The sequence below is a fragment of the Pseudomonas sp. genome, from assembly GCF_035277045.1.
Taxonomy (GTDB): domain Bacteria; phylum Pseudomonadota; class Gammaproteobacteria; order Pseudomonadales; family Pseudomonadaceae; genus Aquipseudomonas.
On the sequence record NZ_DATELE010000276.1, the window covers coordinates 143,673 to 164,581 of the forward strand.

At 64.6% G+C, this 20,909-nt stretch carries 18 protein-coding genes and 1 riboswitch; of the genes, 7 read left to right on the plus strand and 11 right to left on the minus strand.

Annotation, left to right across the window (positions count from 1 at the left end; translation table 11 throughout):
* Nucleotides 1–11: 11 nt before the first annotated feature.
* A complete protein-coding gene (locus VJS90_RS16730; protein WP_324122757.1) occupies nt 12–464 on the minus strand; it encodes a DUF1249 domain-containing protein in 453 nt (150 codons plus the stop codon).
* The gene (locus VJS90_RS16735) at nt 455–1,072 is read right to left on the minus strand and encodes an NUDIX domain-containing protein (protein ID WP_324122758.1); all 618 of its coding nucleotides are present in this window, start codon (nt 1,070–1,072) and stop codon (nt 455–457) included. Before VJS90_RS16735 ends, VJS90_RS16730 begins: the two co-directional genes overlap by 10 nt.
* 183 nt (nt 1,073–1,255) lie before the next feature.
* Between VJS90_RS16735 and VJS90_RS16740 the strand changes: the two genes are divergently transcribed.
* Complete coding sequence (locus VJS90_RS16740; protein ID WP_324122759.1) at nt 1,256–2,002, plus strand: RsiV family protein; 747 nt, start codon at nt 1,256–1,258, stop codon at nt 2,000–2,002.
* On the opposite strand, the gene cytX is transcribed toward VJS90_RS16740, so the two are convergent.
* A complete protein-coding gene (gene cytX, locus VJS90_RS16745) occupies nt 1,971–3,254 on the minus strand; it encodes a putative hydroxymethylpyrimidine transporter CytX (RefSeq protein WP_324122760.1) in 1,284 nt (427 codons plus the stop codon). The genes VJS90_RS16740 and cytX overlap by 32 nt on opposite strands.
* A gap of 117 nt (nt 3,255–3,371) precedes the next feature.
* Entirely contained in the window at nt 3,372–5,258 is a 1,887-nt protein-coding gene (thiC, locus tag VJS90_RS16750) for a phosphomethylpyrimidine synthase ThiC (RefSeq protein WP_324122761.1), read from the minus strand.
* A 157-nt stretch (nt 5,259–5,415) separates the two neighbouring features.
* Nucleotides 5,416–5,522: riboswitch (TPP riboswitch) on the minus strand.
* 157 nt (nt 5,523–5,679) lie between these two features.
* Here thiC and VJS90_RS16755 point away from each other — a divergent pair.
* On the plus strand, nt 5,680–7,122 hold the full coding sequence (locus VJS90_RS16755) for a TolC family outer membrane protein (protein ID WP_324122762.1): 1,443 nt from the start codon (nt 5,680–5,682) through the stop codon (nt 7,120–7,122).
* A 96-nt stretch (nt 7,123–7,218) separates the two neighbouring features.
* Here VJS90_RS16755 and waaA read toward each other — a convergent pair whose 3' ends face one another.
* A complete protein-coding gene (gene waaA, locus VJS90_RS16760) occupies nt 7,219–8,490 on the minus strand; it encodes a lipid IV(A) 3-deoxy-D-manno-octulosonic acid transferase (protein WP_324122763.1) in 1,272 nt (423 codons plus the stop codon).
* 78 nt (nt 8,491–8,568) lie between these two features.
* Between waaA and VJS90_RS16765 the strand changes: the two genes are divergently transcribed.
* From VJS90_RS16765 to VJS90_RS16780, 4 genes are read left to right on the plus strand one after another with little or no spacing between them, the layout of a single operon-like run.
* Nucleotides 8,569–8,901: a DMT family transporter gene (locus VJS90_RS16765; protein WP_324122764.1), complete on the plus strand. Its 333-nt coding sequence runs from the start codon at nt 8,569–8,571 to the stop codon at nt 8,899–8,901.
* Nucleotides 8,902–8,954: 53 nt separating this feature from the next.
* A complete protein-coding gene (locus VJS90_RS16770) occupies nt 8,955–10,130 on the plus strand; it encodes an NAD(P)/FAD-dependent oxidoreductase (RefSeq protein ID WP_324122765.1) in 1,176 nt (391 codons plus the stop codon).
* A complete protein-coding gene (locus VJS90_RS16775; protein ID WP_324122766.1) occupies nt 10,127–10,939 on the plus strand; it encodes an aldo/keto reductase in 813 nt (270 codons plus the stop codon). The genes VJS90_RS16770 and VJS90_RS16775 overlap by 4 nt, the downstream gene beginning before the upstream one ends.
* Nucleotides 10,940–10,979: 40 nt before the next feature.
* A complete protein-coding gene (locus VJS90_RS16780) occupies nt 10,980–11,933 on the plus strand; it encodes a metal ABC transporter ATPase (protein ID WP_324122767.1) in 954 nt (317 codons plus the stop codon).
* Nucleotides 11,934–12,017: 84 nt separating this feature from the next.
* On the opposite strand, the gene hldE is transcribed toward VJS90_RS16780, so the two are convergent.
* The 6 genes from hldE to VJS90_RS16810 form a co-directional block, all read right to left on the minus strand.
* Nucleotides 12,018–13,439, minus strand: coding sequence for a bifunctional D-glycero-beta-D-manno-heptose-7-phosphate kinase/D-glycero-beta-D-manno-heptose 1-phosphate adenylyltransferase HldE (gene hldE, locus VJS90_RS16785; RefSeq protein WP_324122768.1), 1,422 nt, complete (start codon nt 13,437–13,439; stop codon nt 12,018–12,020).
* A 75-nt stretch (nt 13,440–13,514) separates the two neighbouring features.
* Nucleotides 13,515–14,936: a PIG-L family deacetylase gene (locus VJS90_RS16790; protein ID WP_324122769.1), complete on the minus strand. Its 1,422-nt coding sequence runs from the start codon at nt 14,934–14,936 to the stop codon at nt 13,515–13,517.
* A gap of 16 nt (nt 14,937–14,952) precedes the next feature.
* The gene (locus tag VJS90_RS16795) at nt 14,953–15,849 is read right to left on the minus strand and encodes a GNAT family N-acetyltransferase (protein WP_324123237.1); all 897 of its coding nucleotides are present in this window, start codon (nt 15,847–15,849) and stop codon (nt 14,953–14,955) included.
* Entirely contained in the window at nt 15,849–17,639 is a 1,791-nt protein-coding gene (msbA, locus tag VJS90_RS16800) for a lipid A export permease/ATP-binding protein MsbA (RefSeq protein WP_324122770.1), read from the minus strand. The genes VJS90_RS16795 and msbA overlap by 1 nt, the downstream gene beginning before the upstream one ends.
* Nucleotides 17,640–17,772: 133 nt before the next feature.
* Nucleotides 17,773–18,927 (minus strand): O-antigen ligase family protein, encoded by a 1,155-nt coding sequence (locus VJS90_RS16805; RefSeq protein WP_324122771.1) that lies wholly within the window; start codon nt 18,925–18,927, stop codon nt 17,773–17,775.
* Nucleotides 18,928–18,962: 35 nt separating this feature from the next.
* Nucleotides 18,963–20,063: a capsular biosynthesis protein gene (locus VJS90_RS16810; protein WP_324122772.1), complete on the minus strand. Its 1,101-nt coding sequence runs from the start codon at nt 20,061–20,063 to the stop codon at nt 18,963–18,965.
* A gap of 207 nt (nt 20,064–20,270) precedes the next feature.
* Here VJS90_RS16810 and VJS90_RS16815 point away from each other — a divergent pair, with 207 nt between their 5' ends.
* Nucleotides 20,271–20,903, plus strand: coding sequence for a toluene tolerance protein (locus tag VJS90_RS16815; RefSeq protein ID WP_324122773.1), 633 nt, complete (start codon nt 20,271–20,273; stop codon nt 20,901–20,903).
* Nucleotides 20,904–20,909: the final 6 nt, after the last annotated feature.

Genomic DNA, 20,909 nt, shown 5'->3' on the forward strand with positions numbered 1-20,909 from the left:
GATGTGACAGTTCAGCGTACCGCGGCCAGCTCATGGCCACAGGCCAGGCAGTGGCTCAGCCATTCACCGAGGAACAGGTTGAGCTGGGCTTTCTCGTCCGGCTGGTGCATCGCGGCGTTCGGATAGGGATAGATGCTGCGAAAACGCCGGGTATGCTCGGAGCTGACCACCTCGGCCATGCGCGCATCGTGATACACCTGCACCTCGAGCTGCGGCACCGGCAGCCAGGGCAGGCTGTGCTCCTGGCGCACGCGCAACGTAGTGGTATAGGGGCAGGCCAGCACGACGTCGAGCACCAGCACACCCAGCAACTGGTCGCCTTGGGCCATGCCGATGCGCCGCGAGCTCTGCGCGCTGCGCATGTCGGGCAGCAGACGCATCAGCCGCGCGTAGTTGGCCTCGCAGGCCGCCTGCAGGCCCGCCAGATCGACCCGGTAGCGCTCGCGTAACAGGTTCACGACCACAGCCCCCTGACTTCGTCGCGGTTAAGGGCCAGCCATTGCAGGGCGATGATGGTCGCGGCATTGGCGATCCTGCCGTCACGCACCGCCTGCAGGGCATCCTCGAAAGGCCACACCCGGACACGAATGTCCTCGCCCTCCTCTTCCAGCCCGTGCAGCCCGCCAGCGCCTTCGCTGCTGCAGCGGCCCAGGTACAGGTGCACGAACTCATCGCTGCCGCCCGGAGACGGGAAGTAGCGGGTCATCGGCCACAAGGCGTCGAACGTCAGTCCGGCTTCTTCCTGGGCCTCGCGATGGGCGACTTCCTCAGGCTGCTCGTCCTTGTCGATCAGGCCGGCGACCAGCTCGACCAGCCATGGATTCTCGACCTTGCCAAGGGCGCCGACGCGAAACTGCTCGATCAGCACCACCTCGTCACGCCGGGCATCGTAGGGCAGCACGCACACGGCGTCGTGGCGCACGAACAGCTCGCGGCTGATCTCGCGCCCCATGCCACCGGCGAACAGCTCATGGCGCAAGCGCACCCTGTCGAGCTTGTAAAAACCCTGGAAGCAATTGGCCCGCTCGACGATCTCGACCGCCTGGGGCACCGTATTCAACGAATCTGACATGGAAATCCTCGTTACCTCGTTTACAGCTCCGGCCATCCTACTCCGCGTATCGCCGGGTTTCACCCCTTTAAAGATAGCGCCCAGGCTGCGAGGATAGGGCACGGCTGCTCTGTTCAGCTTAGTGGCGAACCGAAGGCTTCGCCGACGGTCCAAGGCCGATCAATTTCAGTTGCAAGGATCATCATGACGCTAGTCAAACTGACTTCCGTGGCCGTGCTGGCACTGGCCCTGGGCGCTTGCCAGAGCTTGTTCACGCCCTCCCTGCGCGCGCCGCTCGAGGTCAAGCGCGATGCCTGGGAACACATCAAGCCCGGCTGCAGCGAAAGCGACTGCCCGCTGGTGAATATCGACATGATTCACTTCCCGGCCCTGCCCAAGCTTGACGGCATCGTCGAGAAACGCTTGCTGCAGCTGACCGAGGACAACCAGCGCAGCACCCCGCCCGCGACGCTCAAGGCCTATGAGGAGCAGTACCTGCAGAGCGCCGAGAAGCGCAACAGCAGCTATTTGCAGGCCAAGGTACGCGAGCAGCATGACGGCCTGGTGATCATCGAACTGTCGAGCTACCTGGACAGCGGCGGCGCCCATGGCATGCCGGGGCGCGGCTTCATCAACTACTCGCGCAAGCTGGACAAGGTCCTGACCCTGGACGACATGCTGGTACCCGGCCAGGAGGCGACCTTCTGGAAGACCGCCGAGGAATCCCACCGTGCCTGGCTGATCAGCACCGGCATGGACAAGGACCCCGAGTTCGTCAAGACCTGGCCGTTCCGCCAGACCCCGCACATCGCCCTGACCTACGGCGCGGTGGTGCTCAAGTACGAAGTCTATGCCATCGCGCCGTATTCGATGGGTCACATCGAGCTGAAGATCCCCTACCCGCGCCTGAACGGCGTGCTCAAGCCGGAGCTGTTTCCCGGCCGCGGCTGAGGCTCAGCACACCGTGCAACACACCTGCCAGCAGCAAGGCCGGCAGGGTTGCCCCGACATCCGGCGCCAGGCTGGCCATCAGGTGATAGGCTGCGACGCCCACGCCCCAGGCCAGCAACGCGCTCCAGTGCAGGCCACCGACCACCGCAGGCAAGCGTCGCCTGCGAACGATGAAGTGGTCCATCAGCACCACGCCGAACAGTGGCGCGAATACCGAGCCGATCAGCAGCAGGAAGTTTTCGTACTGCGCCAGCGGCGCCAGGCAGGCGATCAGCGTGCACAGGGCGCCGAGGGCCAGGGCCAGGTGCTCGACCTTGAGGCGCACCAGCAGTCCGGTGGTCACCGCGGCCGAATGGATATCGGCAAAGGCGTTTTCGCTTTCATCCAGCAGGATCAGCAGCAGCGGGATGCCCAGGCCGGCGCCGGCGAGCGCCAGCAATAGCGCGTTGGCCTCGCCACTCGAGGCGAACGCCAGGGTGTAGGCCACGCCCAGGCTCATCAGCCAGGTGTTGCCGATGAAATAGCCCAGCGCGGTGCCGGCGAACACCCGGTTGGCGCGCTGGGCGAACCGCGAATAGTCGGCGATCAGTGGCAGCCAGGACAGCGGCATGGCGATGGCGATGTCGAAACCCACCGCCAGCGACATGGAGCCATCACCCGCACGGGCCCAGATCGCGGCCAGGTCTGCCTTGGCGAACAGGTTCCAGGTCAGCCACAGACAGGCCCCGATCAGCAGCCAGATGCCCCACTTGCGCAGGATCTTGCGCACGAAGGCCAGCGGCCCGCAGACCGCCAGCAAGGTTGCCAGGACGCCGAAGCACAGGGTCCACAGGATCGGGCTGGTCAGCACGCTGTCTTCGCCAAACGCCCGGGCGCCCAGCAGGCTGGCCGCATCGCGCATGACGATGATCTCGAACGAGCCCCAGCCGATCAGCTGCAGCAGGTTGAGCAGCGAGGGCAGCCGCACGCCGTGGCCGCCGAGGGTCAGGCGCAGGGTGGCCATGGCCGACAGGCCCGTGTCGCTGCCGGTCACGCCGACCGCCGCCAGCAGCAGCACGCCGACGGCGGTGCCCATGAAGATCGCCGCCATCGCACCCGCCAGGCCCAGACCAGGGGCCAGCATGGCGCCGACTTGCAGAACCATCAGGCCGGTGCCCAGGGAGAACCAGAGCACAAACAGATCACGCGCCCCGAACAGACGCTGGCTGGAGGGGACGGGATGGTCAGGGGAAAAATGGTTGGTGGTGCTCACGATATGGTGCTCGACAGAGATAATGAGAATACCCCTTCGCTGGCAAGCCAGCTCCCACAGGTATTGTGTATACCGGACCTGTGGGGGCTGGCTTGCCAGCGAATCGGTGCGCTGCGATCAGACCTTCTGGTACAACTGGCTACCTTCCTGGCGGAACCGCTCCGCCTGCTCGCGCATGCCATCCTCCACCGCCACATCCACCGCCGCGATGCGTTGGTTGGCCGCGTACTCGCGCACTTCCTGAGTGATCTTCATCGAGCAGAACTTCGGTCCGCACATCGAGCAGAAATGCGCGACCTTGGCCGATTCCTTGGGCAGCGTCTCGTCATGGAAGGCGCGCGCGGTGTCCGGGTCCAGGCCCAGGTTGAACTGGTCCTGCCAGCGGAACTCGAAGCGTGCCTTGGACAAGGCATTGTCCCGAATCTGCGCGCCTGGGTGCCCCTTGGCAAGATCCGCGGCATGGGCCGCGATCTTGTAGGTGATGATGCCGGTCTTGACGTCGTCCTTGTTCGGCAAGCCCAGGTGCTCCTTGGGCGTGACGTAGCAGAGCATGGCGCAACCGAACCAGCCGATCATCGCCGCGCCAATACCGGAGGTGATGTGGTCGTAGCCGGGCGCGATGTCAGTGGTCAGCGGCCCAAGGGTATAGAACGGCGCCTCGTCGCAGCACTCGAGCTGCTTGTCCATGTTCTCCTTGATCAGCTGCATCGGCACATGGCCCGGGCCTTCGATCATGCACTGCACATCATGCTTCCAGGCAATCTTGGTCAACTCGCCCAACGTCTCGAGCTCGCCGAACTGGGCCTCGTCGTTGGCGTCGGCGATCGAGCCCGGGCGCAGGCCATCACCGAGCGAGAAGCTGACGTCGTAGGCCTTCATGATTTCGCAGATTTCGTCGAAATGGGTGTAAAGGAAGTTTTCCTTGTGATGCGCCAGGCACCACTTGGCCATGATCGAGCCACCACGGCTGACGATGCCGGTGACCCGCTTGGCGGTCAGCGGCACGTAGCGCAGCAGCACGCCGGCGTGGATGGTGAAGTAGTCCACGCCCTGTTCGGCCTGTTCGATCAGGGTGTCGCGGAACAGCTCCCAGGTCAGGTCCTCGGCGACTCCGTTGACCTTCTCCAGCGCCTGATAGATCGGCACGGTACCGATCGGCACCGGCGAGTTGCGGATGATCCACTCGCGGGTCTCGTGGATGTGCTTGCCGGTGGACAAGTCCATCACGGTGTCCGAACCCCAGCGGATACCCCAGGTCAGCTTGGCCACTTCTTCCTCGATCGAGGAGCCCAGGGCGCTATTGCCGATGTTGCCGTTGATCTTCACCAGGAAGTTGCGGCCGATGATCATCGGCTCGAGCTCGGTGTGGTTGATGTTGGCGGGAATGATCGCACGGCCGCGGGCGACTTCCTCGCGCACGAACTCCGGGGTGATCTCCTTGGGGATGCTGGCGCCAAAGCTGTGGCCTGCGTGCTGCTGGTCCAGCAGCCCGGCGGCGCGGGCCTCCTGTAGCTTCATGTTCTCGCGGATGGCGACGTATTCCATCTCGGCGGTGATGATGCCCTTGCGCGCGTAGTGCATCTGGCTGACGTTGGCGCCGGCCTTGGCGCGGCGCGGGTTGCGCACGTGGGCAAAACGCAGCTTGGCCAGCTCGCCATCGTTGAGCCGTTGCTGGCCGAAGTTCGAGCTCAGGCCGTCGAGACGCTCGGTGTCGCCACGGTCGTCGATCCAGGCCGAGCGCACATCGCCCAGGCCCTTGCGCACATCGATGATGACGTCAGGATCGGTGTAAGGGCCAGAGGTGTCGTAGACCAGCACCGGCGCGTTGCTCTCGCCGCCGAAGTCCGTAGGGGTGTCATCGAGGCTGATCTCGCGCATCGGTACGCGGATGTCCGGGCGCGAACCCTGGACATGGATCTTGCGCGACCGGGTGAAGGGCTGCACGGACTGCTGGTCGACTTGGGCCGACTCACTCAGGTTGATCGATTTTTCTTGTTTGCTCATCACAGGCTCTCCAGACAGCTTCCTAGCGGTGGAATGTCGGGGGAGAACCTGAAAAAGACGCGGACGCACCCTGTGAAGGTGCAGTGCCGGATGCGGGGTGTACGGCGCTTTGCAGCGGCTCGACAAATCCCGGACCTGACACAAGAGACTCGCCGGGAAAGCGAGAAATCTTGTTCCCTACGCAGGCGCTAACCTGATCAGGTTCAACGGGATCCGGAACTCTCCGATCTCAGCCTCTGCTTCGAGGCACCCCGACAAGAACGCGCCCAGTCTAGACTGGTCTCATCACCAAAGCCAAGCGTGCAAGCACAGGGATGATGAATGGCGCAAATGGCAGATTGTTGCCAAATGCGCGCGCCACTACACTGCCTGGCAGCCGATACTCAACAGTTCAGAAATTAAAACGTTCAAGGATCGCCCTATGCTGCGCAAACTTTCACTGGCCATTGCCGTGTCTTGTGCGTCGAATGGCCTGGCCTGGGCAGCGGATGTGCCCACCACGGTGAAGACCGACCTGGTCAGCGTCTACCAGGAAGCGGCGAGCAACAACGCCGACCTGGCCGCCGCCCGTGCCGACTATGGCGCCCGCCGCGAAGTGGTGCCCCAAGCCCGCGCAGGCTTGCTGCCGAACCTCTCGGCCGGCGCGGAAATGATGAACACCCGTACCCGGCTCGATGAGCCCTCGATCACCTCCAACCGCAGCGGCAACGCCTGGAGCGCGACCTTGTCGCAGCCGGTGTTCCGCGCCGATCGCTGGTTCCAGCTGCAGGCAGCCGAGGCGGTCAACGAGCAGGCAGCGCTGGAGCTCTCGGCGACCGAGCAGAACCTGATCCTGCAGACCGCCGAGAACTATTTCGCGGTGTTGCGCGCCCAGGACAACCTGGCCGCGACCAAGGCCGAGGAGTCCGCGTTCCGGCGCCAGCTCGACCAGTCCAACGAACGCTTCGATGTCGGCCTGTCGGACAAGACCGACGTGCTGCAGTCCCAGGCCAGCTACGACACCGCCCGGGCCAACCGGATCATCGCCGAGCGCAACGTGCAGGACGCCTTCGAGGCCCTGGTGACCCTCACCAACCGCGAGTACGGCGCCTTGCAGGGCGTGGTGCACACCCTGCCGGTGCTGGTCCCGACGCCCAACGACGCCAAGACCTGGGTCGACACCGCCGCGCGGCAGAACCTCAACCTGCTGGCCACCAACCACGCCGTCGATGCGGCCGAGGAAACCCTGCGCCAGCGCAAGGCCGGTCATGCCCCGACCGTCGATGCGGTGGCGCGATACCAGAAGGGTGACAACGACAACCTTGGCTTCACCAACCCCGCGCCCCAGGCCGGCGTGCGCTACGGTGGTGACGTCGAGCAGACCAGCATCGGCCTGCAACTGAACATCCCGATCTACAGCGGCGGCCTGACCAGTTCGCAGGTCCGCGAGGCCTACCAGCGCCTGAACCAGGCCGAGCAGCAGCGTGAAAGCCTGCGCCGCCAGGTGGTGGAAAACACCCGCAACCTGCACCGTGCGGTGAACACCGACGTCGAACAGGTGCAGGCGCGCAAGCAGTCGATCATCTCCAACCAGAGCGCGCTCGAGGCCACCGAGATCGGCTACCAGGTCGGCACCCGCAACATCGTCGACGTGCTCGATGCGCAGCGCCAGCTGTACACCTCGGTGCGTGATTACAACAACAGCCGCTACGACTACATCCTCGACAACCTGCGGCTCAAGCAGTCCGCCGGCACGTTGAGCCCCCAGGATCTGCAGGACCTGGGGCGCTTCCTCAAGGCTGACTACAACCCGGACCGGGATTTCCTCCCCCCGGACCTGGCGGCCGCCGCGGCGAAGAATTTCGAGCGCAAGCCGCAACCGTGAACCTGTGGGAGCCTGAAGTGCGCCCAAGGAGCTGGGCACTGATCCAGCCCTGGGGACAGCTCGGGCCGGGGCGCGGCGAGCTGTGCTGCAGGGCGCTTAAGGCATCAACCGCCCCAGCCCGTCCAGCAACCGCTGCAATGCGCCCTGGTTAGCCACCATCACCGCGCGGCCAGCCGCGCCCATGCGGCGGGCATCCTGCGGCAGCTCGACCAGGCGTTGCACCGCCGTGGCCAGCCCCTCGGCATCATCCACCTGCTGCAACGCACCCGCTTCGCGAAGCATGGCGCTGATCTCCAGGAAGTTGAACACGTGCGGCCCCATGACCACCGGCAGCGACAAGGCCGCAGGCTCCAGCGGGTTGTGCCCGCCATTGGCCACCAGGCTGCCGCCGACAAAGGCGATGTCCGCCAGCGCATAGAGAAACAGCAGCTCGCCCATGGTGTCGCCCATCAGCACCTGGGTCCGCGCGTCGACGGCAACGCCTTGGGAGCGACGCACGGTGGTGAATTGTGCCGCGCACAGCGCATGCACGGCGTCGAACCGTTCAGGATGCCGCGGGACCAGGATCAGCAAGGCATCCCCATGCACCTTCAGCAACTGCCGGTGGGCATCGAGGATGATCGGGTCTTCGCCCTCGTGCGTGCTGGCGGCGATCCACACCGGTCGCTGCACTGCGCTCCATTGGGCACGCAGCTCGAGGGCGCGGGCGGGCAGTTGCTCGTCGATCTTCAGGTCGAACTTGATCGAGCCGGTCACCCGCACGCAGTCGGGATGCGCGCCCAGGCTGCGGAAACGCTCGGCCTCGGTCTCGGTCTGCACGGCGATCAGGCTCATCTCGGCGAGCATCGGCCGGGTCAGCCTGGCGAAACGCGCATAGCCTCGCGCCGATCGTTCCGACAGACGCGCATTGGCCAGCGCGACCGGGATGCCGCGCTTCGCGCACTGGTGCACATGGTTGGGCCACAGCTCGGTCTCCATGATGATGCCCAGCCTGGGCCGGACATGATCAAGAAAGCGCCCCGCCGCCCATGGCAGGTCATAGGGCAGGTAGCAGTGCTGGATGCGCGGCTCGTCGCCGAACAGCGCGCGGATGCGTTCCGAACCTGTGGGGGTCATGCAGGTGATGGTGACCGGCAGGTCGGGATAGGCCTTGAGCAATGCGCGCACCATGGGCGCCGCGGCGATGCTCTCGCCCACCGACACGGCATGCACCCACAACCCGCCCTGGCGCATGGCGGGAAGCCCTAGAGCAAAGCGCTCGGCGATCCGCTGGCGGTAGGCTGGCGCCTTGCGCCCACGCAGGAACAGGCGCAGCGCGACCAGCGGTAGGCCCAGGTGAAACAGCAGGGTATAAAGGGTTCTGTTCATGGCGGCGAAGTTTACGCGTCAATGGCCGGCGAGTGCACGAATGCCTAGAATGCACAGCCTGCCCTCAAGGAATGCCTCATGAACGCCTACACCTACCTGGCCATCGCCATCGTCGCCGAAGTCATCGCCACTGCTTCCATGAAGGCGGTCAAGGGACTGAGCACGCCGCTGCCCCTGCTGTTGATGGTCTGTGGCTACGCCGTGGCGTTCTGGATGCTGACGCTGGTGGTGCGCAGCGTGCCGGTCGGCATCGCCTATGCCATCTGGTCAGGGCTTGGCATCGTGCTGATCAGCGTGGCCGCCCTGGTGATCTACGGGCAGAAACTGGACATACCGGCAATGCTTGGCATGGCCATGATCGTCGCGGGTGTGGTGGTGATCCAGGTGTTCTCGAAAACCACCGGGCATTGATTCCTCGCACAGCCTGTATACTGGCCGCCTGTCCCAGCTTGTGAGGTTCGTGCATGCCATCTGCCATTTCCACTGACGTCCTGATCGTCGGCGCCGGGGTCGCGGGCCTCTGGCTCAACGCCCGCCTGCAACGACTGGGCTATTCGACGGTGCTGGTGGAACGTGCGAGCCTGGGGGGCGAGCAGACCATCAAGTCCCAGGGCATCATTCATGGCGGCGCCAAGTACGCCTTGCACGGCGCCCTGACCGGCGCCTCCGAAGCCATCGCCGACATGCCACGCCGCTGGCGCGAGGCGCTGGCGGGCAATGGCGAGCTCGACCTGTCCGCTGTCCGCCTGCTCTCCGAGGCCCATTACCTGTGGTCGCCCGGCACCTTGGCCGGCAACCTGACCAGCTTTTTCGCCAGCAAGGCGGTGCGCGGCCGGGTCGACCAGGTGAAGGGCGAGCAATTGCCCCCTGCCCTGCAGGACCGCGCCTTCAAGGGCAAGGTGTATCGCCTGGCCGAGCTGGTGGTCGATGTTCCAAGCCTGTTGAAGGTCTTGGCCGAACTTGCCGGGGACAGCCTGCTGGCGGGCGAGCGGGTGGAACCGCTGCACGAAGGGGACGCGCTGGTCGGTCTGCGGGTCGACGGACGCGAGATCCGGGCCCAGCGCATCGTCCTCAGCGCCGGTGCCGGCACCGCCGACCTGCTGCAGGCGCTTGGGCTGGACCAGCCGGCCATGCAGCGCCGCCCGCTGCACATGGTGATGGCCAAGGGCGCAAGCCTCAAGCCGCTGTATGCCCACTGCCTGGGCGGCGGCCCCAAGCCGCGTGTCACCGTGACCAGCCATCCGGCCAGCGATGGCCAGTGGGTCTGGTACCTGGGCGGCGACCTGGCCGAAGCCGAGGGCGTGGCCCGCGAACCCGCCGCGCAGATCGCCGCGGCGCAGAAGGAAATCGGCGGGCTGCTACCCTGGGTCGACCTGAGCCAGGTCCAGTGGGCCACCGTGCGCATCGACCGCGCCGAGCCTGCGCAGTCTGGCCTGGTGCGTCCCGACAATGCGTTCCTGGCCGAGCAGCAGCGCCTGCTGGTGGGCTGGCCTACCAAGCTGGCACTTGCGCCCGACTTCGCCGACCGCGTGCTCAAAAGCCTTGACCGCGACGGCATCAAGCCCGCCTCGCACCCGGACCTCAGCGGTCTCCCCCGCCCCTCGATCGGCACCCCTGCCTGGGAACAACTGCTGCCATGAGCCTCCCGACCCTGCATGACCTTCACCGTCCCCTGGGCAGCACCGGCCTGCGTGTTTCTCCATTGGGCCTTGGCACCGTCAAGCTCGGCCGCGACCAAGGGGTCAAGTACCCCTCCGGCTTCACCATTCCCGACGATGGCCAGGCCCGCATGCTGCTGGCCCAGGCGCGCGAGCTGGGAATCAACCTGATCGACACCGCACCGGCCTACGGCAACAGCGAAGAGCGCCTCGGCCCTTTGCTGCGCGGCCAGCGCCATGAGTGGGTGATCGTCAGCAAGGTCGGGGAAGAATTCGACGACGGCCAGTCTCGTTTCGACTTCAGCGCGGCGCATACGCGCCTGTCGGTGGAACGCAGCCTGAAGCGCCTTGAAACAGATTGTATTGATCTGGTGCTGGTCCACTCGGACGGCAACGACCTGGCGATTCTCGAAGGACAAGAGGTCTACCAGACCCTCGCGCAGCTCAAGCAGGAGGGCAAGATCAAAGGCTACGGCTTCTCGGGCAAGACCGCGGCCGGTGGGCTCAAGGCCTTGGAGCGCGGGGACTGCGCCATGGTCACCTACAACCTCAACGAGCAGGCGGAGCGCCCGGTGCTGGACTACGCTGCCGAACACGGCAAGGCGATCCTGGTGAAAAAGGCGCTTGCCAGCGGTCACGTCTGCCTGGCGCCGGGCACCGATCCGGTGCGGGCCAGCTTCGAATTGCTGTTTGCCCACCCTGGGGTGTGCAGTGCTATTGTCGGCACCATCAATCCGTTGCACCTGGCGCACAACGTCGCGACAGTCGCCCGCATCCTTCGCCAGCACTGAGCCGCCCGCGCGGCCGTCCCCCAACACAAGGAGGAGCCTCGTGGCGCGAACGCTGATCCGCAAGAATCCCAGCGACTTCAAGACCCTGCCCCTGCACGTCGAAGCGACCCCTGATGCCCTGAGCTACCAGGGCATCGGCATGCCCCTGAACTTTGCCCAGACCCTGCAGCGGCGCAAGCCAATCCAGCTGGCCGATACCCAACGCTTCGTGGCCGAGCTGGCCAATCTGGGCGTCTCGGTGCGCCTGACCCTGAGCTGGCAGAACCGCGACTACTGGGTGCTGGTGCGCCAGCGCCGTCAGGACCGTGGCGACGTGGTGCTCAAGCTGATCTCGGGGTACGTGCCGGCCCGCGAGCTCAACCTGCCGCTGCACACGGCCATCCAGGAAGTGGCCGAGGAGTGCCTTCTGGAAACGCCGGAGGGCTGGCTCGGCGGGCGCTTCAATGACACCTGGCTGCCAGCGCCTTATGCCGCTGCCCTGCATTACCGCGAGGCCCTGCCGTTTGTACTGACGCCTCAATCGGGTGCCGCGCGCCCCGTGCACTGCGGCACCCTGACCTTGCTGGAGCGCCCGCGGGCCTATGTGCACCTGCCCACGGCGTCGTTGCAGCTGATTTATGACCTGCGGCTGCAAGTGCCCCGGGAAGCGAAGTCACTGAGCCTGTTTCATGTGGATGAACGGCTGGAAGGCGATCAGCTGGTGACCCGGCTCAACCGCAAGCGGCCGGACCTGTACCTGATGCAGTTGCAGGATGGCGAGCCGACGGCCGAGCTGTACACGCTCAAGAAAGGTCAGCTGCAAGCGGCGAGCACGCGAGGGCTGTACCTGGCCGAAAGCTTTGCCGCCCAGGACGGCTGGGTGGTCAGGGAAGAGCGGATACGCTGGAAGGACTGGATGCGCCAGCAGGGACTGGTAGCGCCGAGGCCGGCCTCGGGGTTGCAGCGGTTGAAGGGCAAGGCGCGGGATTTGTTGCGGATGGCGTTGAACAAGTAGCCCGGTTGGCGTTGTAGTGTCACTGAGGGCCTCTTCGCTGGCGAAGAGGCCGGATCAGACCGCACAAGGCTGCGCGGACACACTTCAGTTCTTGCGAATCTTTTCCACAATCGCCGTGGTCGAGCTGTTTTCGACCAGCCCCAGCACCTTCACGGTGCCGCCATACGCCGTGACGATATCGGCGCCCACCACCTGGTCGATGCCGTAGTCGCCACCCTTGACCAGCACGTCTGGCCGGACCTCGCCGAGCAGGTTCTCGGGCGTGCCTTCCGGAAAGCTGATGACCCAGTCCACCGCGCCAAGCCCCGCTAGCACCGCCATGCGCCGGTCGACACTATTGATCGGCCGGCCCGGCCCTTTCAGGCGACTCACCGATGCATCGTCGTTGACCGCGACGATCAGCCGATCGCCCTGGGCGCGCGCCTGCTCCAGGTAGGTCACGTGGCCTGCGTGGAGAATATCGAAGCAGCCATTGGTGAAGACGATCTTTTCCTTGTGCGCGCGGGCGTCGTCGATGGCCAGGCGCAACTGGTCGAGGCTGAGCACGCCGCGCTCGGAGCCCTCTTCGCGCTGGATCGCCCGCCGCAGTTCAGGCGCGCTGATCGCCGCCGTGCCCAGCTTGCCAACCACGATGCCCGCGGCCAGGTTGGCCAGGCCCACGGCCTGGGGCAGGTCTTCGCCAGCGGCGATGGCCGCGGCCAGGGTGGAGATGACCGTATCGCCGGCACCGGTGACATCGAACACTTCACGGGCACGCGCCGGCAGGTGCATGGCCGGATGGTCAGCGCGCAGCAACGTCATGCCGTGCTCGCCACGCGTCACCAGCAAGGCGCCCAGGTCGAGTTCCTGCATCAGTTGCAAGCCCTTGGCGACCAGTTCGGATTCGTCGGCGCAGCGCCCCACGATAGCCTCGAACTCGCTGAGGTTCGGGGTGATCAGGCTTGCGCCCCGGTAGACCGAGAAGTCCTTGCCCTTGGGGTCGGCGAGCACCGGAATACCCTTGGCCCTGGCGGCCTGGATCAGCGCCTGGTGATTGCGCAGCGCGCCCTTGCCGTAGTCCGAAAGCACCAGGACCTTGACGCCTTCGAGCAGCGTGTCGACCTCGGCGCCCAGCGACAGCGCGTCGGTGGCGAAGGGTTCTTCGAAGTCGATGCGCAGCAGCTGCTGGTGACGGCTCATGACTCGCAGCTTGACGATGGTCGGCTGGTGCGCGATGCGCTGGAAGATCGAGCGCACGCCAGCAGCCTGCAGGCTGTTGGCCAGGCTCTCGGCCGCTTCATCCTGGCCGGTGACGCCGACCAGCGACGCCGGCGCGCCCAGCGCGGCAATGTTCAAGGCAACGTTGGCCGCACCGCCTGGACGGTCCTCGATCTGCTCGACGCGCACCACCGGCACCGGCGCTTCGGGCGAAATTCGCGACGTACCGCCATGCCAGTAACGGTCAAGCATCACATCACCGACCACCAGGACCGGCGCCTGATCAAATCGTGGCATGGATAACTTCATGGAAACTCCAAGGGGTGATAAAAGCTGCGCGGATAATAACATAGCGGCACAAGGCGGCCGCACGCGAGCTGTAGGTCAGCGGCTGTCATCCGGTGTCGGATCATTCAGGGTACGCACCCAGAATAGCTCGTGCCGGCGCACTGCCTTGCGGAAAAATTCGTCTTCGCCCGTGCGCGGCCAGCGGCGCCCGGCCAGCAGCCGCTGGAGGGTCCGGCGCACCCGCCTTTTCAGCGGTGGCCGGCCTTGCAGGTCATGCTGCATGCCCAAGGCCATGGCCTTGTCCAGGCGCGTGTCCGCGTCCAGCTGTGGGCTCCAGAGCCTGTCGGCGGGCAGCGGCTCGATGCTCGGCGGCAACGCGATGCCGTAATCCGCCGGTCCCATCGGCCAGCGGTCGTTGTCATGCAGGTGATTGGCGTACAGCAACAGGCTGTGGGGCCGCCAGGCGCTCAGCTCGATGGCTTCCATGAGGGCGCGGGTACTGGCGACATGGTCACTGTGCGGATCCAGCTCGGGATGAGGAGTCAGCACCACCTGAGGACGATGCAGCTCCAGCAGGCGGGCAAGGTCCGCCACCAGGTTGCGCCAGGTCGGCTGGCCATCGGCGTCACCGGGCAGGCCCACGGTATTGTGCTGGCGAACTGGGCGAATATCGCACTGCCCCGACTCGCGAGAACCGAAGGCCTGTTCGGGTTGTTCAGCCATCGCGCCCAGCTGCAGGCAGTAGTAACCCAGCTGCACGCACCGCTGCTGCGGCACGCCGCCCCACAACGGCACCGCCAGGCTGTCCCAGCTGCGCAGGCGGCCCTTGAGCAAGGCCGCCTGAGCCGCGTCCAGCCCCATGTCCTGGAATGCCTCGGCCTCGATCTCACCCTGGGTCAGGGTGACGATGGAAACCTCGGATGCCCGGCTGTAAAGGCCGAAGGCCGCCAGCTCGGCATCGTCGGCATGGGGCGCGATGATCAGCATCGATTGCTCGGCGAAGTCCGGGTTGCTCATCGCATGCAAGACAGCCGTGGGCGCCAGGCGGCAGAAGCGGCCGCGCAAGGTCAGCGTCCCGGCGGCCAGCGCGTCGCCCTGTCCAGACAGGTTGATGAAGCGCTCCCCTGCGACACCGCGCTCGAAGTCCTGGCGGTCATCACCAACCCACACCTGCGGATCGAGCAGGCGGCCCAGCCAGTGACTCTCGACCCGTACCTGGAGCACCAGCGTCTGCGCGGCGCCGAAGTCGCCCGAGACATGCACTGACCCATCGGCCAGCGACACCGGAAACCGGGGCGTACCGGCCGGGAAGTCGTAGCGGTAATCGTCGCTCGGCGCATAGAACAGATGGTCGGCGAACCAGGCCTCGTGGGCCACCCAGCCCAGCAGCAGCAACAGTGGCAAAGGCCACCACGCGATGAAGATGCCGCACGACAGCGCCGCCAGCAACGCACCGATCAATACCAGGCGCTTGCGTTGACGATGGCGCTTGAGCAACTGTTGCTTGCGTCCGCTCATGGCTGCATGACCTCGCTCAAACCCGGTAGACCGGCACCCGGTGGCACCAGCGGTCCTTGTATTCCCGATCGGCACGGCCGAACGAATAACGCAGCGGCTTGCCCAGGGCATGCGCCTCTTCCCAGGCGGCCTGGGTATTGACGAAGCTGAGCACGCTGCCGGGACTGAACTCGCGTTGCTGCGGATCCACGCCCCCGTTGATGTATTCGAGGCTCAGCCATTTGGGCGCCTCCACGCGATACAGGACCTGCACCGCCACCGGCTCGTCATTCAGGTAGATGACAGATCCGGTCATGAATTCGCGCAGCAGGCTGAACACTTCGGCAAGATGGGCATGGCCGGGCGCCTCGAAGTTCCAGCGGCGCTGGAACAGGTCGGCGTAGATACGTGCCTGTTCGCTGGCGGTCAGCTCCAGCATCGGGCGGATGCTGCCTCCGGCTTCCTCGAGCAGGCGTTTTTCGCGCCGCTGGTTGTAGCGAAACTTCTTGCTGTAGTCCTCCGGCTCACGGGCCAGGGCCAGGCCCTCGGGCTGCTCGGTAAGGCCGGTGAGGTTGTCCGCGTTGAGCTGCGAGACATAACGCATGCCATGACGCACCCGAGCCTTCGCATGCTCCGCGGCGGGCAGGATGATCTCGGCATTGCCCAGGTCGAACAGGCCCCGCTTGCCCTGGCGCTTGAGCACATCCTTGGACAAGGCGACATGCCGCCCCCAGGTGGGCATCGCGGCAAGCATTTCGCCCTCCACGAACCACCCCAGGTAGCGCACCGCGATGCCCGCCAGCCCGGCCAACCGTTCAACGACCGCGGGATGACTCGCCACGCTGCCCCCATACCGCTGCCAGGCTTGGGCATAGTCCGTGGCATCGATAGGCGTCCAGCCGCTTTCCCGCCAGGCCCTGCAATAACTCAGGATCAAACGTGCGGCTCCTTCATCACGCCATCGGCCGTCTCGTCGAAGTTCTTCTCGTGAAGGCGCGCGTACTGGCCATTGAGGGCCAATAGTTCGGCGTGCGTGCCACGCTCGATGATACGGCCCTGGTCCATCAGCAGGATCAGGTCGGCCTTCTCGATGGTCGACAGGCGATGGGCGATGACCAGCGTGGTCCGCCCTTTCATCACACGGTCCAGGGCAGCCTGGATATGGCGCTCGGACTCGGTGTCCAGGGCCGACGTGGCTTCGTCGAGAATCAGCAACGGCGCATTCTTGAGCAATGCCCGGGCGATTGCCAGGCGCTGGCGCTGGCCGCCGGACAACAGCACGCCGTTCTCACCCACCAGCGTGTCGTAGCCCTCGGGCATGTTTTCGATGAACTCGGCGGCGTAGGCGTCCGTAGCGGCCTTGTGGACGTCCGCGATCGGCGCGCCGGCCAGGTCGCCATAGGCAATGTTATTGGTGACGGTGTCGTTGAACAGCGTGACCTGTTGAGTCACCAGGGCGATATGCCGACGCAGGTTGGTCAGCTTGTAGTCTTCGACGTCCACGCCATCGAGCAGGATCTGGCCTTTGCCGTGGTGATAGAAACGCGGAATCAGGCTGGCCAGGGTCGACTTGCCGCTGCCAGAACGCCCCACCAGCGCAACCATCTGGCCTTCCTGGGCCGTGAAGGAAATGTCGCTGAGCACCATCTTCTCGGTGCCTGGGTACTGGAAGCTGAGATTGCGCACTTCAAGGCGTCCGCTCACCCGCTGTACTTCCTGGGTGCCGGTGTCGACTTCGGGCACTTCGTCGAGCTGCTCGAAGATGCTCTCGGCGCCCGCGAGCCCTTTCTGGATGGTCGCGCTGACTTCCGACAGCTGGCGGATCGGCTTGGGCAGCAGACCGGCGGCGGTGATGTAGGCAATCAGCTCACCCGCCGAGGCATCGCCGCGCATGTACAACACCAGGTACATCAGCACGGCCATGCCGACGTAGATCACCAGTTGCAGGACCGGCGTGTAGATCGACTGGGTGCGGGTCATGCCCAGGCTGCGGTTCATGTTGTCGGCGCTGGCCTTGTGGAAGCGCTCCGTTTCATAGGACTCGCCACCGAAGCTGCGGACCACGCGATAGCCCTGGATGGTCTCCGAGGCCACATGGGTCACATCGCCCATCGCCACCTGGATCTTCTTGCTCTGCTTGCGGAATTTCTTGCTCGCGCTGCTCACCAGCACCGCGATGACCGGCAGGATCGCCAGCAGCACCAGGGTCATTTTCCAGTTGGTGTACAGCAGGTAACCGAACAGGAATACAACGGTCAGGCCTTCACGGATCACGACCTTGATCGCATCGGTGGCCGCACCGGTCACCATGGTCACGTTGTAGGTGATGCGCGAAATCAGGTGCCCGGAATTGTGATTGTCGAAGTAACGGTTGGGCAGGGTCAGCAGGTTATCGAACAGCTCGCACCGCAGATCATGGACAACACCACGGGCGACCTTGGCCAGGTAGTAGTTGCCCAGGAACGAGCCGATGCCTTGGTAGACCGCGATCAGCACGATCAGCAGCGGCACGCCGAGCACCAGCGAGACACCCAGAAACTTGGCGTCATCGGGCTTCTGCAAGGCATCGAGGAAATGTTTGAGCATGTCCGCCAGCATCGGCTGGCTGGATGCGAAAAGCACGAACCCCACTATGCTAATAGCAAAAGCACCCCAGTACGGGAGCACGTATTTCAGCAATCGCAGATAGATCTTCATGCTCGATTGCTGGTCGGGATTGGCCATTTGGTGCGCCTCGTACGTTTTAAAAGACAGACAAGCTGCGCATTGTAACAGCGAAGCAATGAATATGAGCCAGGCGGGCCGGGACGCAGGGCAATGCCTGCCGGCGCCCGCGACATCACTGCCCGCGCATTTCCTACTGGTGCGCCGTGCTGCCAGGCAAATCGCTGCGCGCCGGGTGCTGGCGAGACGCCAATACGATACTCAGGGCAATCGGCAGCCAGGTGATCAGCCAGTCCGCATTGGGCTTGAGCCACAAGCCGATGCCATCGGTCAGCAGCGACACACCGGAAAACACCCACAGGGCCAACACCACCTGCCCAAGAGGCTGCGCGCGCGACACCCAGCCGCGCCATCCCACCACCAGCCACAGGCAGGCGAACAGCAGCAGCCCGATCACCCCTTCGCGGACTCCGGTGTCCAGAAACAGGTTATGCGGATGCTTGAAGGCGACCTGGAGCTCCACGATCGGGATTTCATACTGATGGAAACCCAGGCCCATCACCCAGTTGTCGAGCATCAGTTCCATGCCGCCATGCCAAAGCTCAGGGCGGTAGGAAACCCCACGCTGCGACAGGATCTGCGGGTCATACAGGGCGATGGCGCCCACCCCAAGGCCGGCCAGGACAATCAGCCCGACGCCCAGGCGCGAAGGACGCGCGACCACCATCACCAGCATGCAGGCGGCCAGGCCGATCCACACGCCACGGGTCTGGCTGAAGCCCAGGAACATCGCGTAGCCCACCGCCGGAACCAGCACCAACAGCTTCACCCAGGGATTGATGCGCTGGGTCTGTAGCGTGAACGCGCCCATGATCGCCAGCGCACCGACGGCATGCGCGGCCATGATGGCGGTGTCCCACAGACCGACGGCAATCAGCCGACCGTTGAAGGCCTGTTCGGGCACTCGATAGAAAGCCAGCCAGGAGACGATGGCAAACAGTCCGCCCACGATGGAGGAGCCCAGCAGCAGCGACTCAAGGGATCGTTGGCGGCGCTGGGCGGCCAGCAGTATTCCCACCAGGGTAAGCGCCACGTAGATCGGCACCTTGCTCTTGCTGAAGACGTCGTCGCCGCCCTCCACCGCCAGTACCAGAAAGGTCCAGGCGACGAACAGGGCAAACAGCACAGACTCTGGCTGCTTGAGCATCACGCGAAAATCCCGGTGGAACAGCGCCAGCAACGCCGGCAGCCACAGCAGGAAGATGATCATCTGGTGATAGAGCTTGTTGTTCGGCAAGACCCAGGGCCCACACAACAGTACCAGCAGCCCCAATGATGCCCAGATCATCAGGACTTCCTTACCCACAAGCCTTTTTATACTTTTCAACAATTGTCCTTACCCAGGATTCGGTTGGCGACTCGTTGCAATTGGGCCTTGTCGGCGTTTTTCCAGGCACCTTTGATGCAGTAGTGCTCGGTCAGGTAGTGAACGAAGTTACGCCTGAGCTGAGCATCCAGCGGCCAGTGGGCAGCGTCGCGCGCCAGGGTCATCGCCTGGTCGGCGGTGTCGGCATGCACCACCAGGCCTTCAATGTTGTAGAACGCCTGCCCCAGGGTCATCACCGGCTTGTCCAGCAGAAGACTCTCCAGGCCCACCGTCGAGTTCAGCGTGATGACGAACTGGCTGCACTCGATCAGTTGCTGGGTGGCGTTGCCATTGGCGAACAGCAGCCGCTCGTGCGCCCGGGCATGCAGGTCTGGATAGGACTCGCGACTCGAGGGGTGCTCCTTGAACACCACCGTCAGGCCGGTTTGCGCAGCCAGGCGTTCGCCCAGACTGAAGAGATCGCGCATGTTCCGGACCCAGGGTGAAAACAGTCTGACCTGGGTATCGCGGTCGTCCTGGAAGGGTATGAAGACATACCGCGCCGGCAGTTCGATTGGTGCGGGACCTGCGCTACGCGGCTGGCGCGGCACCAGAACGGCCTTGATCCGCAGGTCGGACGCCGGAGCGGGGAAGTCGACGTAGAAGCGGGGGTCGCGGGGAACGGAATTGAGGTAGTTCACACCCCGTGGGTCCACGGTGGTGGTGTCGGGCAGCAACCCGTTCTCGAAGAAGAAGGTCTTGCACCCCGGTGGTGCCAGCGCGGCAAGCAACCGGGAATAGCGATGGGCGCCATTCCAGAACCCCAGAACGTCGGGACGCTCCCGGTCCAGCAGGGCCTTGGCACGTAACGCCGTCCACAGCAGCTCGGCACGCAGCAGCAGGCGATAGACGCATCCGTTGGACTTTTTCTTGACCTGGCGTTCTTCGCATTTTTCGTCGACCAGGCTCTGCCAGTCGATGCGCGACAGTACGCCGGAAATTTGTGTCAGCCGTGGCCAGGGCATTTGTCGAGGCGTGACGACCTTACCCTGAAGATCCGTCTCGTCAAGCAACCGGCTGAAGTAGAGACTTTGGTGCTTGGCAAAGGAAATGAACATCGTTGTTGTCATAGAGCGTCCAAAATATTGCCTGCAACTACCCGCAAGAATCCTCCGTGACCGTCCTTGACAACCCCTCAGAGATCAACGCCTTGCAAACGGGCGCGCCTCAAAATGTTGGCAAGATTGTAGCATAGCGGTTTTTTGTGCAGCGAGCCCTGGGATAAGATATCAGCCTTTTCTGACAGGCCTCGGCCTGGAGCCTTGATGCAAACGCTCGACCATACCGCCTACCTCACTCTGCGCCAGGGCGCTGATGTTCTTGAAGCCGACGGCAAAGGGGACAAAGTGCTGCGCCTGTCCGATGGGACCATGCTCAAGCTGTTTCGTCGCAAACGCCTGCTGACATCCGCGCTGTGGGCGCCGTATGCGCAACGTTTCGCGCAGAACTGCCGGGCCCTGCACGAGCGCGATGTCGAGTGCCCGACGGCGCGCCGGGTCTACCGCATTCCAAGCATCGAGCGCGATGCGGTGCACTACGATCCCTTGCCCGGGCGCACGCTGCGCCAGCTGCTGGACAGCGACACGCCTGAAGGGCTGCGCGCGCAACTGGGCGTGTTCGTTGCCCGCCTGCACGAAGCGGGGGTGTACTTTCGCTCCGCGCATCTGGGCAACGTGGTCCTGACGCCCGAAAACAACCTGGGGCTGATCGACATCGCGGACCTGCGCATCTACCGCAAACCCCTGGGCAAGCGCCTGCGCCTGCGCAACTTCAAGCATATGCTGCGCTACCGTCAGGACCGTGAATGGCTGCTCGCGAATACAGAGTTTCTTGAACACTACCTGCAGCACCAGCACCACTGCACCGAACGTGAGCTCACTCTCGCGCTAAGCCGCTAGCCCAGG